General features: G+C 42.6%; 14 protein-coding genes. 5 read left to right on the top strand and 9 right to left on the bottom strand.

Translation table 11 applies throughout. The features are described from left to right. The first annotated feature begins 2 nt into the window (after nt 1-2). Both BacF7301_RS08835 and BacF7301_RS08830 read left to right on the top strand, forming a co-directional pair. The gene (locus BacF7301_RS08835; RefSeq protein WP_167962054.1) at nt 3-1,184 is read left to right on the top strand and encodes an ABC transporter permease; all 1,182 of its coding nucleotides are present in this window, start codon (nt 3-5) and stop codon (nt 1,182-1,184) included. Continuing rightward, nucleotides 1,185-2,444: an ABC transporter permease gene (locus BacF7301_RS08830; RefSeq protein WP_167962052.1), complete on the top strand. Its 1,260-nt coding sequence runs from the start codon at nt 1,185-1,187 to the stop codon at nt 2,442-2,444. Nucleotides 2,445-2,602: 158 nt separating this feature from the next. Here the strand turns inward: BacF7301_RS08830 and BacF7301_RS08825 are convergent, their stop codons facing one another. After that, a complete protein-coding gene (locus BacF7301_RS08825; protein ID WP_167962050.1) occupies nt 2,603-3,271 on the bottom strand; it encodes a porin family protein in 669 nt (222 codons plus the stop codon). Nucleotides 3,272-3,670: 399 nt separating this feature from the next. Here BacF7301_RS08825 and BacF7301_RS08820 point away from each other — a divergent pair, with 399 nt between their 5' ends. The 3 genes from BacF7301_RS08820 to BacF7301_RS08810 all read left to right on the top strand — a co-directional run bounded on the left by BacF7301_RS08820 (nt 3,671) and on the right by BacF7301_RS08810 (nt 7,954). After that, a complete protein-coding gene (locus BacF7301_RS08820; RefSeq protein WP_022136495.1) occupies nt 3,671-4,036 on the top strand; it encodes a BlaI/MecI/CopY family transcriptional regulator in 366 nt (121 codons plus the stop codon). An 18-nt stretch (nt 4,037-4,054) separates the two neighbouring features. Further along, nucleotides 4,055-5,872: a M56 family metallopeptidase gene (locus BacF7301_RS08815; RefSeq protein WP_167962048.1), complete on the top strand. Its 1,818-nt coding sequence runs from the start codon at nt 4,055-4,057 to the stop codon at nt 5,870-5,872. A 186-nt stretch (nt 5,873-6,058) separates the two neighbouring features. Then, a complete protein-coding gene (locus tag BacF7301_RS08810) occupies nt 6,059-7,954 on the top strand; it encodes a TlpA family protein disulfide reductase (protein ID WP_167962046.1) in 1,896 nt (631 codons plus the stop codon). Between the two features lie 109 nt (nt 7,955-8,063). Here BacF7301_RS08810 and BacF7301_RS08805 read toward each other — a convergent pair whose 3' ends face one another. The 8 genes from BacF7301_RS08805 to mnmA form a co-directional block, all read right to left on the bottom strand. Beyond that, nucleotides 8,064-9,164 (bottom strand): Mrp/NBP35 family ATP-binding protein, encoded by a 1,101-nt coding sequence (locus tag BacF7301_RS08805; protein WP_167962044.1) that lies wholly within the window; start codon nt 9,162-9,164, stop codon nt 8,064-8,066. A gap of 90 nt (nt 9,165-9,254) precedes the next feature. Beyond that, nucleotides 9,255-10,013 carry a tRNA (guanosine(46)-N7)-methyltransferase TrmB gene (gene trmB / locus BacF7301_RS08800; protein WP_167962042.1) on the bottom strand — a complete coding sequence of 253 codons (759 nt, stop codon included), beginning with the start codon at nt 10,011-10,013 and terminating at the stop codon, nt 9,255-9,257. 112 nt (nt 10,014-10,125) lie between these two features. Then, complete coding sequence (locus BacF7301_RS08795) at nt 10,126-10,749, bottom strand: DUF975 family protein (RefSeq protein WP_167962040.1); 624 nt, start codon at nt 10,747-10,749, stop codon at nt 10,126-10,128. 44 nt (nt 10,750-10,793) lie between these two features. Beyond that, complete coding sequence (locus tag BacF7301_RS08790) at nt 10,794-11,825, bottom strand: branched-chain amino acid aminotransferase (protein ID WP_256380261.1); 1,032 nt, start codon at nt 11,823-11,825, stop codon at nt 10,794-10,796. A 40-nt stretch (nt 11,826-11,865) separates the two neighbouring features. Beyond that, entirely contained in the window at nt 11,866-12,075 is a 210-nt protein-coding gene (xseB, locus tag BacF7301_RS08785; RefSeq protein ID WP_022136502.1) for an exodeoxyribonuclease VII small subunit, read from the bottom strand. A gap of 59 nt (nt 12,076-12,134) precedes the next feature. Further along, nucleotides 12,135-13,364, bottom strand: coding sequence for an exodeoxyribonuclease VII large subunit (gene xseA, locus BacF7301_RS08780; protein ID WP_167962036.1), 1,230 nt, complete (start codon nt 13,362-13,364; stop codon nt 12,135-12,137). Between the two features lie 48 nt (nt 13,365-13,412). Further along, nucleotides 13,413-14,783, bottom strand: a complete 1,371-nt coding sequence (locus BacF7301_RS08775) for a S8 family peptidase (RefSeq protein WP_167962034.1) — start codon at nt 14,781-14,783, stop codon at nt 13,413-13,415. Nucleotides 14,784-14,805: 22 nt separating this feature from the next. Further along, a complete protein-coding gene (mnmA, locus tag BacF7301_RS08770) occupies nt 14,806-15,891 on the bottom strand; it encodes a tRNA 2-thiouridine(34) synthase MnmA (RefSeq protein WP_167962032.1) in 1,086 nt (361 codons plus the stop codon). Nucleotides 15,892-15,897 lie beyond the last annotated feature (6 nt).

Raw genomic sequence — 15,897 nt, 5'->3', positions numbered from 1 at the left:
TCATGAAAGAGAGAAAAAAGAAATATATAGCATTGTGGCAGGTCATGCAACGAGAATGCCGGCGGTTGGTATCACGACCGCTCTATCTCTTCTGTATGGTCATTGCCCCACTTTTCTGCTATATCTTCTTCACTACTTTAATGGATTCGGGGCTGCCGAAGGATCTTCCTGCCGGTGTGGTAGATATGGATGATTCGTCTACGTCCCGCAATATTGTGCGCAACCTGGATGCTTTTTCGCAGACGGGTGTCGTTGCCCATTATAGTAATGTAACGGATGCACGCATCGCCGTACAGGAAGGAAAAATCTACGGGTTCTTTTATATACCCAAAGGCTTGTCTGCGGAAGCACAAAGCCAGCGGCAGCCTAAGATTTCTTTCTATACCAACTATTCATATCTGATTGCAGGCTCCCTGCTTTTCAGGGATATGAAAATGATGGGGGAACTCACAGCGGGATCTGCCACACGTACCATATTATATGCCAAAGGAGCTACGGAAGATCAGGCAATGGGATTTCTGCAACCTATCGTAATAGATACGCATCCATTGAATAATCCCTGGCTGAACTATTCGGTATATCTATGCAACACGCTGATACCGGGAGTACTCATGCTGCTTATATTCATGGTCACCGTTTATTCTATCGGCGTAGAAATCAAAGATCGTACCGCCCGTGAATGGTTGCGCATGAGTAATAATTCTATTTATATAGCATTGGCAGGAAAGTTACTTCCACATACGGTAATCTTTTTCATTATGGGTATATTTTATAATGTATACTTATATGGTTTCCTGCATTTTCCTTGCAATAGCGGTATCTTTCCCATGATATTCGCCACGCTCTGTCTTGTGCTGGCATCGCAGTGTTGCGGAATCGTTATGATAGGAACTCTGCCCACGCTGCGGCTCGGACTGAGTTTCGCGTCACTATGGGGTGTCATATCGTTCTCTATTTCCGGCTTCTCATTTCCGGTGATGGCGATGCATCCCGTTTTGCAAGCTTTGAGCAACCTGTTTCCGTTGCGTCATTATTTCCTGATTTATGTAGATCAGGCGCTCAACGGATATAGCATGGCTTACTCATGGAGTAACTATATGGCATTATTAATATTCATGATGCTTCCTTTCTTTGTGGTTCACCGCTTAAAAGAAGCATTGGTTTACTATAAATACATACCCTAAATGAAAGATATAAAATTAAAAGATAAGATAGCCCAAGGCATCAATGACCTGTTTTATATCTGGAAGCGGGAGTTTCAGACAACTTTCCGCGACCAGGGGGTACTGATATTCTTCATACTCGTCCCGTTAGGTTATCCATTGCTATACAGCTTTATCTATGACAACGAAGTGGTACGCGAAGTTCCTGCCGTTGTCGTGGACGATTCCCATTCCTCTTTGAGTCGTGAATATCTTCGGAAAGTAGATGCTACGCCCGATATCCAAATCGTATCTTATTGTGCCGATATGGAAGAAGCCAAACAAATGCTGAAGAACAGACATGCGTATGGCATCATCTATATTCCTTCTGACTTTAGCGATAACATCGCTAAAGGAAAACAGACACAAGTCAGCATCTATTGCGACATGAGCGGATTACTTTATTATAAGTCCATGTTGCTAGCCAATACAGCCGTTTCATTGGACATGAATCAGGATATTAAAATAGCCCGTAGTGGCAATACGACCGACCGACAGGATGAAATAACTGCTTATCCGATAGAATATGAGGAGATTTCGATATTCAATCCTACTGCCGGATTCGCCGCTTTCCTGATTCCTGCCGTACTGGTATTGATTATTCAACAGACATTATTGCTCGGCATCGGTCTTGCAGCCGGAACTGCCCGTGAGAACAACCGATTCAAAGACCTCGTCCCCATCAACCGACATTATAACGGTACATTGCGCATCGTACTCGGGAAGGGACTAAGTTACTTTATGGTTTATGTATTGGTGGCTTTCTATGTATTATACATTGTACCACGATTATTCAGTCTCAACCAAATCGGACAGCCCGGTTCATTGGTATTATTCGTTGTTCCCTACTTGGCGGCTTGCATTTTCTTTGCAATGACAACTTCCATTGCCATTCGTAACCGGGAAACTTGTATGCTGATTTTTGTATTCACATCCGTTCCTTTGCTATTTATCTCAGGAATTTCCTGGCCAGGGGCTGCGATTCCTCCGTTCTGGAAATATGTATCTTACATCTTCCCGTCTACTTTCGGGATCAATGGTTTTGTAAAAATCAATAATATGGGAGCAACTTTGAGTGAAGTGGCTTTTGAATATAAAGCTTTGTGGCTACAAGCGGGTGTTTATTTTCTTACTACCTGCTGGGTATATCGCTGGCAAATACTTATGAGTCGTAAACATGCCATAGAGAGATATAAGGAACTGAAAGAAAAAGAAAACTTATCCAAGCAGGTAAGTGATTGATAAATACAACACAAGAGAGAGAAACGAACGGTATATTCTTATTATTAAGGTATGCCGTTTTTTCTTTTTCGGAAAGTAAGGATAAAAAAAATCCCCCGTCCAAAGAGAGTATAGGACGAGGGATTTTAAAGAGATATTATAAAGAGAGTATAATTCTATTAGAATTTATAACCTACGCCGATAGAGAAGTTCATGTTTTTCGGATTGCTAATATCATCATCTTTATAATCAAGCAATTTAGTTAATCCAAATTCTCCGTCTAGACTAACAAAAAACTTTCCGATTTCGTAAGCAACTCCTACTCCAAGGCCAAAATCAAATCTCTTCATATCCATTTTATTCTCGCCACTTCCGAAAAGATCTGCTTCTTTAGGAATCTCTAAATAATCTAAAACATCGTCTACAGAAATTCCACCTAGATCACCTGAAATATCAGTTTTAAACTTACCTGCAAGCCCAAAAGCAAAATACGGACCAGCTTTTATCACAATATTCTGATTATCAGCAACTGCAAAACGAGCAGCTGCCAATACAGGAATTTCCAAATACATTGGATTTAATTTTGCAGTAGCAGTAATTCCATCTTCACTTTCTTCCATTTTTGTTCCTTTTTGAGTAAACATCAAAGATGGTTGAATAGACCACATTTCTGTGAATTGATATTCTGCACCCACGCCAACATTAAATCCTATTCTCATCTTACTATCTTTAAACGCATCCCCAGTGAAGTTACTCATGTTCATACCCACTTTCGCATTCCAAGAAAGTTGAGAATAAGAAACGATAGAAACAAGTGCGAATAGCACAAAAATCAAACCTTTTTTCATATCATTAATTTTTTAGTTTGCTTCCCTCTTCCCTTCGGTCAGCATTGTTAATTAAATAGTTTCATTAGTTAAGTGCGGGGATTTTTTTGAGCTTACCAAAGCATCAAAACGCACCATCCATATTTAACGTCTGTTTTGTACCGGCAAAGATATTTCATTTATTTTAAATAAAAAAGTGTCCAATAGCCTATTTTTAGCATAAAGGTTATTAAAGTGTGATTATTTAAGCAAAAACAATGCCTATCCAATCTTTTTTTATGCTTAAGTATTTTCAGCAAACTGGTGCAATTCAAATATTCTTGCAATCTTTATGCATTTGCATTTATTAACCCATTAACTATTGCCTATTTACGAAATATTCGTAGATTTGCGAAGTATTCGTAATTAAACAATATCTCCATGGAAAAGTTAACAATACAAGAAGAAGAAGTAATGATCTACATTTGGGAGTTACAAAGCTGTTTCGTCAAGGACATCGTAGCGAAATATACGCAACCTGCTCCGCCGTACACCACAGTAGCATCCATCGTGAAGAACCTCGAACGGAAGGGATACGTCACACCGAAACGTGTGGGTAATACTTACCAGTACACTCCCGCAATTCGCGAAAATGAGTATAAACGCCATTTTATGAGCGGCGTAGTTCGTAACTATTTTGAGAACTCTTACAAAGAAATGGTTTCTTTCTTTGCCAAAGACCAAAAGATTTCGACCGATGATCTCAAAGACATCATCGACCTGATTGAAAAAGGAAAAGAAGATTAATAGAAAATATTTATTACTATGACTCCGGAATTAGCCTATTTTCTAAAGATAAATGTAGCAATAGTCCTATTCTACGCATTCTATCGGTTGTTTTTCTATAAAGACACCTTCTTCCATTGGCGTCGGGTAGCTTTGCTATGTTTTTTTGCCATCTCCTTACTTTATCCTTTGTTGAACATTCAAGGATGGATAAAAGCCCACGAACCAATGGTGGCAATGGCAGATCTTTATGCAACAATTATACTTCCGGAGCAAATTATAACCCCGCAACAGGATCCTACGATGAACTGGCAAGAGTTAATCATACTCTTTATGAAAATCATCTATTGGAGTGGAGTAATAGCATTAACAACACGTTTCCTTGTGCAATTGGGCAGCATCATACGGCTACATATCCAGTGCCCTAAAAGCACTATGCAAGGAGTACACGTACATCTATTAAAGAAAGAAAACGGTCCGTTTTCTTTCTTCCATTGGATATTCATTCATCCACAGTCACATACAGAGTCCGAAATCGGTGAAATCATTACTCACGAAGAAACACACGCCCGCCAATATCATTCGGTCGATGTGTTAATCAGTGAGCTAATGTGCACATTCTTCTGGTTCAACCCTTTTATCTGGCTGATGAAACGGGAAGTCAGAGGGAATCTCGAATACATGGCGGATCACCGGGTATTGGAGACGGGACATGATAGTAAATCATACCAGTACCATTTGTTGGGACTGGCGCATCACAAGGCTGCAGCAAATTTATCAAATAGTTTCAATGTTTTACCACTCAAAAATCGTATTAAAATGATGAATAAACGAAGAACAAAAGAAATAGGGAGAACAAAATATCTGATGTTTCTCCCCTTGGCTGCCCTGTTGATGATTGTCAGCAACATCGAAATGGTGGCACGTACCACAGAGAAGTTCGCCAAAGAAGTAATGGAACAGGCAACGACGCAAGTCATCCCTGAACCCGAGGCAGTAACTATCTCCATGCCACCTGCAGAAGAGATTCAAAAGATGGCTCTCCCACAGGATAAGAAAGTTAAAGAAGTATCCGAGACTCAAATCAAGAATGTGCCTGATTCTGTCATATTTGAAGTAGTGGAAGAGATGCCTGGTTTTCCGGGCGGACAGGGAGCATTAATGCAATATCTGGCCAGAAATGTCAAATACCCGGTTGAAGCACAGACCAAAGGAATACAAGGACGTGTGATTGTAAGTTTCATTGTCAGAAAAGACGGAAACATATCCGATATTAAAGTGATTCGAAGCGTAGACCCCTATCTTGATAAGGAAGCTGCACGAGTAATTGCTGCAATGCCCAAATGGAAACCGGGCAAGCAAAGAGGAGAAACAGTAAATGTCAGATTCACAGTTCCTGTTGCCTTTAGGCTAACCGGCCCCGAACCAGCTAAAGCAGAAGAAATAAAACAATCAGATTTGGAAGAAGTCGTTGTAGTAGGGTACGGTTTAAAAGAGGATTCAACCCCCGATGCAGTAGGTATTAAAACTGGAGATACGGAACCTACTTTCAAAGTAGTAGAAACAATGCCAAAATTCCCTGGCGGAACAGCCGGGCTGATGAAGTATCTTGCCAGAAGCATTAAATATCCGACTATTGCACAAAAGAACAAGGAGCAAGGCAGAGTCATCATAAAGATGGTTGTCGGAAAAGATGGCAGTTTGTCAGATATAAAAGTACTGCGTAGCGTTTCTCCTTCTTTGGATGCAGAAGCCATTCGTGTAGTTGGCAGTATGCCGAAATGGGAACCGGGACAGCAACGCGGACAAGCAGTTGCCGTAGAATATACCCTTCCTATTGTATTCCGACTACAATAATTTATTTCCCCGGTGCCGCGCCCTTTCCTCATCGGTGGGGAAAGGGGCGTTCCCCGGTGCCGAACACCCCCTTCCCCGGTGCCGGACATTTCTTTCAACAATACCGGGAAAAAGCATCTTTTTCTCTTTCCATAAGGATAGTTACAAAAATATCCTTATATTTGTTAGCAACAAAACGCTATTTATATGAAAAGATTCACATGGATTATCGGTTTGATACTCTGCACAGTTTGCACTGTACAAGCCAAAGACAGAGTTATCGAGCGTCCTCCTTTCCTTGCCTGGAGCTCCAACAATATCGAAGTTGATAAAATTGTCATGAGTGACACAGTGACCACTGTATATGTGAAAGCTTACTATCGGCCTAAATACTGGATAAAAATAGCAACCGGAAGTTTCCTAAAAGACAATAACGGGGCACTTTATCCTATCCGAAAGGGAGTCGGAATAACACTGGACAAAGAATTTTGGATGCCGGAATCCGGAGAAGCGGAATTTCAGTTACTCTTTCCGCCTATACCGGAAAATGTTACCAGCCTGGACTTCTCTGAAGGAGACCTTGACGGAGCATACAAGATATGGGGAATACAGCTCAACGAGAAAAATTTCCGTAAAACTCCGTTACCTAAAGATGCGATAATCCACAAGATTAATAAGAAAGCCCAGTTGCCGACACCGGAACTCACATATGCCAAAGCCACATTAAAAGGAAGAGTGCTCGACTTTAAGCAAGATATGCCGGCGTCCGGTAAATTGCATCTGAATGATCCGGTCAGATGGTTGAACTTTGCCGAAGAAGTGAACATTAATGAAGATGGAACTTTTCAGGTTCAAACAGATGTGATTACGGTAACTCCGGCTACACTTGTTTTCCCATTTGCCCAAATTCCGTGTCTCCTGGCTCCCGGCAAAGAAATCTCGATTATCATCAACACAGCCGAATGTACACGCCAACAATCACGCTTACAAAAAGAGAGTAAACCGTATGGAAAAAAGGCGTATTACAGTGGTTATCTGGCTGAATTGCAACAAGAACTGACGGACAACTCCATCCAGACCAATTTGGTCAGCAACCCGCGAGAAACCGTGAACGAAGTAACCGGAAAAGACATTGACGGAGTAAAAAACTATTTTGTAGAGAAACGACGTGACATTCATAAACAAATAGAAGAAGCTCCTCTCAGCCTTGCCGCAAAAGAAGTTCTGAAAGCCAATACGGATATAACCACAGGCATCGGAATTTTTATGGCCAAGGATATACTGATGCGTGCACATGTCGCCAGCCAGAAGCTGAACAAGGAGCAGACAAAAGAATACTACATGAATACCAAAATAGAATTTCCGGACAATTATTTTGATGTATTCAAAGAACTGGTTCTTAATTCACCGGCAGATTTATACGCACCGGAATATGCATACGGGATAGGTGTGTTTGCTTCCAGAAAAGATCTTTTGGAACAACATCTAGGTACTAATCAAGGAATTCTATTCCAGATGGCAGAAGCATGCAGGTACTACCGTTCTATCGAAGATTTCACACCGCTAACCGCCGAACAGACAGCGGCACTTGAAGCATTGCCCTCACCTGCTTACAAAGAGATGCTGACAGCACTCAATGGAGAGTTGCTCAAGAAGATGGAATTGAACAAACAGAAGACCGGATACAAAATCAATGAAATAGGCGAAGTAGAAAATGAAGAACTCTTCTCTGCTATCATTTCCAAATTTAAAGGTCATGTCCTATTAGTAGACTTTTGGGCTACTTGGTGCGGTCCTTGCAGAATGGCCAACAAAGCCATGATTCCGATGAAAGAAGAATTGAAAGATAAGGATATTCTTTATTTATATGTCGCAGGAGAAAATTCCCCCAAAGGAACTTGGGAAAATATGATACCCGATGTTCACGGAGAGCATTTCCGTGTGACTAATGACCAATGGAGATATCTTATGGATAAATTCAAGATTCAGGGAGTACCGACTTATTTTGTTATCGACCGTAATGGTAACACAGTTTACCAGCAGACCGGTTTCCCAGGAGCTGACACCATGAAAAAGAAACTGACAGAAGCATTGAATAAATAATAGATGCTACTATATAAGAAAGAACCTTCATAGTCTTTATAAAAACTATGAAGGTTCTTTTTATATCTTACGAACAGCTTATATGAAAGCTGTCCAGTCCGGATTCCGACTATTTATGCATTTCGACAATTTTAGTCGGAGCCATCTCAACATTTCTACGGTCCACCTGCCGGACAACACTCGCAGCTAATGATAAGAAAGCACGTCCGGTTATGGTATTTTCATCCAACGCAACTGGCGTACCATTGTCACCACCCTCACAAATACTCTGCACAATAGGAATCTGCCCCAACAAAGGAACATTCATCTCTTCGGCCAACTTCTTTGCACCTTCTTTACCGAAAATATAATATTTGTTTTCCGGAAGTTCGGCAGGAGTAAACCATGCCATATTCTCAACCAAGCCGAGGATAGGTACATTTACCTTATCATTAGTGAACATATTGATTCCTTTACGGGCATCTGCCAAAGCCACCGCCTGCGGAGTGCTGACAACAATCGCCCCTGTCATAGCCAATGTCTGGACAACAGTCAGGTGAATGTCACTTGTCCCTGGAGGAAGGTCAATCAGAAAATAATCCAAATCCCCCCAAGACGCATCTCCAATCAATTGCTTCAGTGCATTGCTTGCCATTCCACCACGCCACAAAGTAGCCTGATCCGGATCAACAAAGAAACCAATAGACAATAATTTCACTCCATATTTTTCTACAGGGATAATCAGGTCACGCCCATCTATGCGTTCAGCATATGGACGCGCATCTTCCACCTGAAACATCTTCGGCATGGAAGGCCCGAAAATATCCGCATCAAGCAAACCTACCTTATAGCCTAGTTTAGCCAAAGCAACTGCCAGGTTCGCAGATACAGTAGACTTACCCACTCCACCTTTGCCTGAAGAGATACCAATAATATTCTTCACCTGCGGAAGCATCTTGCCAACTTCCGGACGAGAAGCTTGTTTACTTTCCGTTGTTATCGTAACCTGTACATCCGGAGATACATATGTATGAATAGCTGTCTCAGCAGCCTTCAACATCGATTTCATAAACGGATCAGTCGGCTTTTCAAATATCAATGAAAAGCTGACAGTCATACCGTCAATACGGAGATTATCGGCGACCATCTCCGCTTCCACCAAATTCTTTCCCGAACCGGGATAACGCACCGTTGCCAATGCATCCAATATCAAATTAGGATAAAGAGTCATTTTATTTACTATTTGACGATTTACAATTTACTATTTAAATTCACTATTCAGGTGGCTGCCGATTCACTTTACGGTGATTGTTCCGGCAAATTATTTGCTTGTACTCAGCCCGCTACGTTTACTACGATTATAGCTACGATAAGGATCAAGTTCTATTTCGACATCCGGTTCCTGCAATTTTCCTTCTTGCGGAAGCAGAAATTTGATATACTTGATATTTAAACCACGATCGAGCCATTGTTGTTCATAATAAGTTTTGATACCAAGAATATCATCCACCAGGTCGGAGTGATATAAATCTTCCGTCATAAACTCCACCGGAAATTTATTGGCTTCTATCATGTATTTGGTATAAGTAAACATGAAGTTACTGTCTGTTTTCAGGTGGACAATTCCATTCGGTTGCAGGAACTTGCGGTATCTTTCCATGAAATAAGTGGAAGTCAGTCGCTTGGTCGCTTTCTTCATCTGTGGGTCGGAGAAAGTCAGCCATATCTCGCTTACTTCGCCTTCCGCAAAGAAACGTTCGATGATTTCAATGTTCGTACGCAGAAAAGCAACATTCTTCATTCCTGCCTGCAACGATTCCGTTGCCCCCGTCCACATGCGGGAACCTTTTATATCAACGCCTATAAAGTTCTTTTCGGGAAACATCTTACCCAGCCCGACGGTATATTCACCACGTCCACAGCCCAGTTCAAGTACTATCGGATGGTCATTTTTAAAGAACTCCATCTGCCATTTTCCCTTCATGTCAAAAGGCACGTTATCTACTGCCGAATAAGGATATTCGAACACATGCGGATAACTTGCCATATCAGCAAACTTTTCTAATTTATTCTTACCCATATCAATCCTGATTAGACCGCAAAGGTACTGATTTTGACGCAACCGACAAAAAGAAATGGAGTACAGATTTCTCCGTACTCCATTCTTCTATATAGCTGAATTTATTTGTCGATTACATTTCAACCTTCACTTCAACGTCTACTTCAATATTTCCGCCTTGCTGTGCTTTCAGGTCCTCATAGAAAGCTGCACGAGAAACCTGCATATAAGGCTGCAAGAATAAGAATCCGATACCGAAAGTAACGATACAAAGGAGAGCCCAACCGATGAAGCTCAAATCAAGCAAGAACAATTTCATCTTGTTGTTTTCCATCATTGCCATACTCTTTTCGATAGCCGCATTGTTTTTCATTTCCGGCTCTTCTTTCAAGATATAATCCGTCATTGCATAAGAATAATACTTGATGACACCAGGAACAACCAGCAGCAACATCCACAAAGCTGTGTAAATGCCCTGAAGCAACTTGGTTACAAAGATACGACTATAATCCTGGAAGCCTTCAAACAGCACTCCAAAATCAACATCTTTACCTTTGAATACGCCAAACATCACGATAGCAATACCGTATGCAATCGGCAGTCCGATAAACAATGAGCACAATCCACCAATGAAAGGGATAGCTGATAAACCACCGGCAACGATTGAATAAATAAGCGCAGCAACGGCTGCCATAGGCCACTTACCTTGAAGCGCCTGACGTGCTTCTGCACGCAGTTCTGAATTCTCTTTTAACATGATAAATTAATTATTAGATAAATGTGTGTTTATTTGGACTCCGGCTACTCCACGATGGTTACCCACCCATGTGTATCCGGTTCGTCGCCATACTGGATGCCGCGCAACTTATTGTACAACTTCGTACAGACAGGTCCCGGCTTGCCGTCTTTAGAGATAACGTATGATTTCCCGTTCTCTAAATCATCAATACGCTGAATCGGGCTGATTACTGCTGCTGTTCCGCATGCACCAGCCTCTTCGAATGTTTCCAGTTCTTCTTCCGGCACTGGACGACGTTCTACCTTGATACCCATATCTTCTGCCAACTGCATCAAGCTCTTGTTGGTGATAGACGGTAAGATAGAAGATGATTTCGGAGTGATATACGTATTATCTTTAATACCGAAGAAGTTGGCAGCACCACATTCGTCGATATATTTCTTTTCTTTGGCATCAAGATAGAACTCGCAGGAATAGCCCAAATCATGTGCTTTCTTGTTGGCACGAAGGCTGGCTGCATAGTTGCCGCCAACTTTATAGATACCTGTACCATAAGGAGCGGCACGGTCAAATTCGCGAATAATAACGTACGGATTGGTAGAGAAACCACCTTTGAAGTACGGACCTACCGGAGTTACGAATACTACAAACATATATTCATCTGCCGGATGTACACCTACCTGTGCACTTGTACCAATCAACAAAGGACGAATGTAGAGAGAAGCACCCGTCTCATAAGGCGGAATGAAACGTTCGTTCAGTTTCACGACTTTCAGGATAGCTTCCTTGAAACGTTCGGTAGGAAGTTCAGCCATCAAGATTCCCTGGCAAGTAGATTGAAGGCGGGCCGCATTTTCTTCCAAACGGAAGATACGTACTTTACCGTCTTTTCCACGGAATGCTTTCAATCCTTCGAACGCTTCCTGTCCATAATGCAAACACGTAGCTGCCATATGCAGATTCAAGTGTTCGTCACTACTAACTTCCAGTTCTCCCCATGCTCCATTGCGGAAATTGATTCGCACATTGTAGTCTGTCTTCATATATCCAAACGACAGATTCGCCCAGTCTATTTGTTCCATATCGTAATGTATTAGTTTATTTTTCTTAAGCTTTGATTCGCAAAAATAACTTTTATTCTTCAGACTGCCGCTTTTCTTTCAATAATTTTTCGACTTCTTTATCGGCTTTCGTCAGTTTTTCGGTACAAAAGGCAATTATTTCATTGGCTTCTTTGATTTTCTCACTCAAAACGTCGATATCCAATTCATTATTGTCTATCTGGCGAACGATCTTTTCAAGACGTTCCATCGCCTGAAGATATGTTTCTTTTTTAGCTGCCACGATGATTGATTATTAATGGTTAATGATGAATGTTTATTTTACAATTCCGATGCCTGCTATTATTCCACCATAGAACGGGCTTCTCCTTTCGAAAACCGGGTGACCAGCCTGTCTCCCGGTTTCAGCGAAGATGCATCTGTCACTGCTTTTCCATCCTTTAGTGTAATACTGTATCCCCGGCTCAACAATTTATCGGGTGAAGCATCTGCGATACGCTGTTGCAGAAGTTCCAGCCGATGTCGTTGGCGCGCTAACAATGCCATCGTCACTTGTGACAAGTCTTTCTTGGCTGCCAGTAAAGCAAAACGGGCATCGGTGAGTTTCCGGTGAACAAGATTCGGAATACGGGTCTGAAGAATCTCCAGTCTTCGCCATTCCTGTTCAAGAATCGCATAGACTCCTTGTTGGACACGGGCTGATAGTTCCTCCAAATGGTCGGCTACTTCCGTGATTCGATGAATCAGAAGTTCGGCAGCAGCCGTAGGGGTTTTCACCCGTGTATGCGCTACTGAATCAAGGACTGTATCGTCCCGTTCATGCCCAATTCCGGTGATGACAGGCAACGGAAATTGTGCACAGGCAGCCGCCAACAGATACGTATCAAAACCGGATAAATCGGAAGTCGCCCCACCACCACGGATAATAACAACTACATCAAATTCGTTTACACGCGCATTGATACGGTCTAAAGCTGCCAATACAGACTCTTCGACCTGATTTCCCTGCATCAATGCCGGGAAAAGCTCCGTATAAAAAAAGAATCCGCCGGGATTGTGTTGCAACTGATGGCAGAAATCGCCGTATCCGGCTGCGGTAGCGGAAGATATGACAGCAATACGTTGCGGCAGAACCGGCATTTCCAATTCTTTGTTCAGCGTCAGCACTCCTTCTTCTTCCAACTGCAATAATATTTCCCGGCGACGGCGCGCCATATCTCCTAATGTATATGTAGGATCGATGTCAAGCACAGTCAGGCTGTAACCGTAAAGTTCGTGAAATTGAACTGTCACTTTCACCAGTACTTTTATGCCGGAAGTAAATAGCTGTCCGGTAGTTTCCTCGAAATAGGGCTTCAACAAGCGATAGATATTATTCCATATCATACCGCGTGCCTTCGCTATAAGGCTGTTACTACGAGGATCTTTCTGCACAAATTCCAGATAGCAGTGCCCGGTCGTATTGGAACGGACATCACTCAATTCTGCCTGTATCCAATATTCATCAGGCAGGCATTGTTCCAGGCTACGGCGGACAAGCGCATTCAGTTCTAAAAGGGAAAAAGAGTCCATAATGATTAGTGATTAATGATTAGTAACTAATGCAACAGTAACCAGTTATTAATCACTAATCACTTTTCCGTTAACCGTTAAACACGCCTTCCATAAATCAGGAATACCATATCCGTATATATTATCCGGAAAGTCCGCCCTATCACCCGAACGGCGAACCAATTCTATTACTTCTTTTGCAGTCAGTTTCGGACAAGCCTGCCACAAGCAAGCTACCATTCCGCACATAATCGGAGAAGAGAAGGAAGTTCCGTTAGCATGGCGAAGATTGCCGTCTGTTCCCATCACGTCCGAACCTAATCCTACGGCAACAACATCCGGCTTCACTCTTCCGTCCGACGTATTTCCTACGGAAGAGAACGGAGCCAGCTCTCCTCTTTTATTGACAGCGCCTACGGTGATTACATTCTCCGCATCTCCCGGCGGGGTAATCTTCTTCCATGACCCCGCACCGGAATTTCCGGCACTGCAGACAACTACGATTCCTTTATCCGCAGCCCGTGCAGCCTCACGGGACATTAGCGCGTAATGTCCATTCAAATCACGATAGCGATAATTCTTTGCCGGATCATCAAACGAATAATATCCGAGGGATGTATTAACCAAATCCACCCCTACGCTATCGGCAAACTCGATTGCCGCCGCCCAATAATCCTGTTCCACCAGATTCTCCGAATATTCGTCCTCGCTGCGCAGCAACCAATAGGAAGCTTCGGGAGCCGTGCCGATCATCACATTCGGCTGATTCATTGCCATGCAAGAGAGAACAGACATACCGTGGCTGCTTTCCGCATAAATATCTGCTTCGGGATTTACAAAGTCACGCACACCTAGAATATTGATATTCTTCATTGCCTCTATCCTGTCCACATTATGGAATCCGGCATCAATTACGGCAATCGTCATTCCCTGCCCCTTAAAACCTGCCTTATGAAGAAGGTTCGCACGGCTCATCCTTATTTGAGCAACCGCAGGTCCGTAAAGGCTATCGGAGCGCAAAGGTTTGTTAATCAGCGAATCCCTCTCAAAGCTTCTTTGAGTAATGCCTTTCCAAACTCTTTCCGTAGAACGCACAAAGGGTAGTTTTGCGATTTCATCAATCAACGTACTGTCATTGCAGGAGACGGTGACGAAGTTATCCCATTTTCCGGTAACAAGCACATGGACGCCTTTCTTCCGTATCGCATCTACGTATTTCTTACATACCGGCAAGTCGGTGGAATCTATTGCCAAGCCCTGTCTTTTTCTCCGTTCAATGGATTTCCCGGACAAGTATTTTTCCGGTTTCTGCAAAGAGTATTCCGTAGCCGCCTTGTCTTTCAGGCTAATACGATATTTTAAGGTATCGCCCGGTGTGAATTGCGCAGAAACTCCCAGGCATATATTCAAAGCAAAAACCAATAACACAAATTTCCTCATAAGTTATCTTTATTTTAATCAATCAAAATCCTTCGTTCTCTAAAATCACTAATCCGATACCTCGCTGCGAAGCAATAAAAGCTCCTCCCAGCACCCGCCTTCCATCATAGAACACAGCCGATTGCCCTGGAGCAATAGCCGAAGCCTTCTCAAGAAAATGCACCAACAAGCGTCCGTCCTCCAGTCGTTTCACCCGGCAAGGCAACGGACGGCTTCGATAACGAATCCTCACAGCCAGATTCTCGCACTGGAACAATTCTTGTTCATCCACAATCTTATCTTGTTCTATCAGCATATAGTCAGTTTGCAACTGTTCGGCATCACCGAGCATCACTGTATTTTTCTGCGGATTGATTTTCAATACATAAGCCGGTTTGCCCAACGCAATCTCCAATCCTTTCCGCTGACCGATTGTATAATAAGGTGCACCTTTATGTTGTCCCAGTTTCACACCTTCAGAATTGACAAACCATCCCGGACCTATCTCGGTGTCCAGTTCCGGACATTGCTCACGAAGAAAGTCGCGATAATCTCCTTTTATAAAACAGACTTCCATACTTTCTCCTTCTTTTGACTTGGCTTCATAGCCTTTCTCTGCAAGGTATTCCCGAACCTTCACTTTCGTGTAATCCCCTAAAGGAAAGATACAGCGCTTCAGTATATCCTGTCCCAATCTCCAAAGGAAATAAGACTGGTCTTTCTTATCATCGTCTCCGGCTACTATATAAATATTCCCGTTCCGTTCTTCCAAACGGGAATAATGCCCGGTAGCCACCCAAGCACAATCCAGTTTATCCGCCCACTCCGTTAAAACACGAAACTTGAACAAAGGGTTGCACATCACACATGGATTCGGCGTACGTCCCTGTTTATATTCGTCTATGAAGTTTTTTACGATAGCCTCTTTAAAAGGAATACGTTCATCCGCCACATAATGTTCGATTCCCATCCGTGCAGCCAATTCCCTTGCATCTTGTGGCTCATCACCCCATACACGCATGGTTACTCCTACTATTTCGTATCCTTGTTCCTGCAGCATCAGACAAGTGGCGGTACTATCAATGCCGCCGCTCATTCCGACCAATACTCTTTTATTTCGTTCTTTCATCCGAAT

Source organism: Bacteroides faecium (assembly GCF_012113595.1).
Classification (GTDB): domain Bacteria; phylum Bacteroidota; class Bacteroidia; order Bacteroidales; family Bacteroidaceae; genus Bacteroides; species Bacteroides faecium.
The sequence above is the reverse complement of the archived record's forward strand: the minus strand, read 5'-3'. Positions and strand labels throughout refer to the sequence as shown.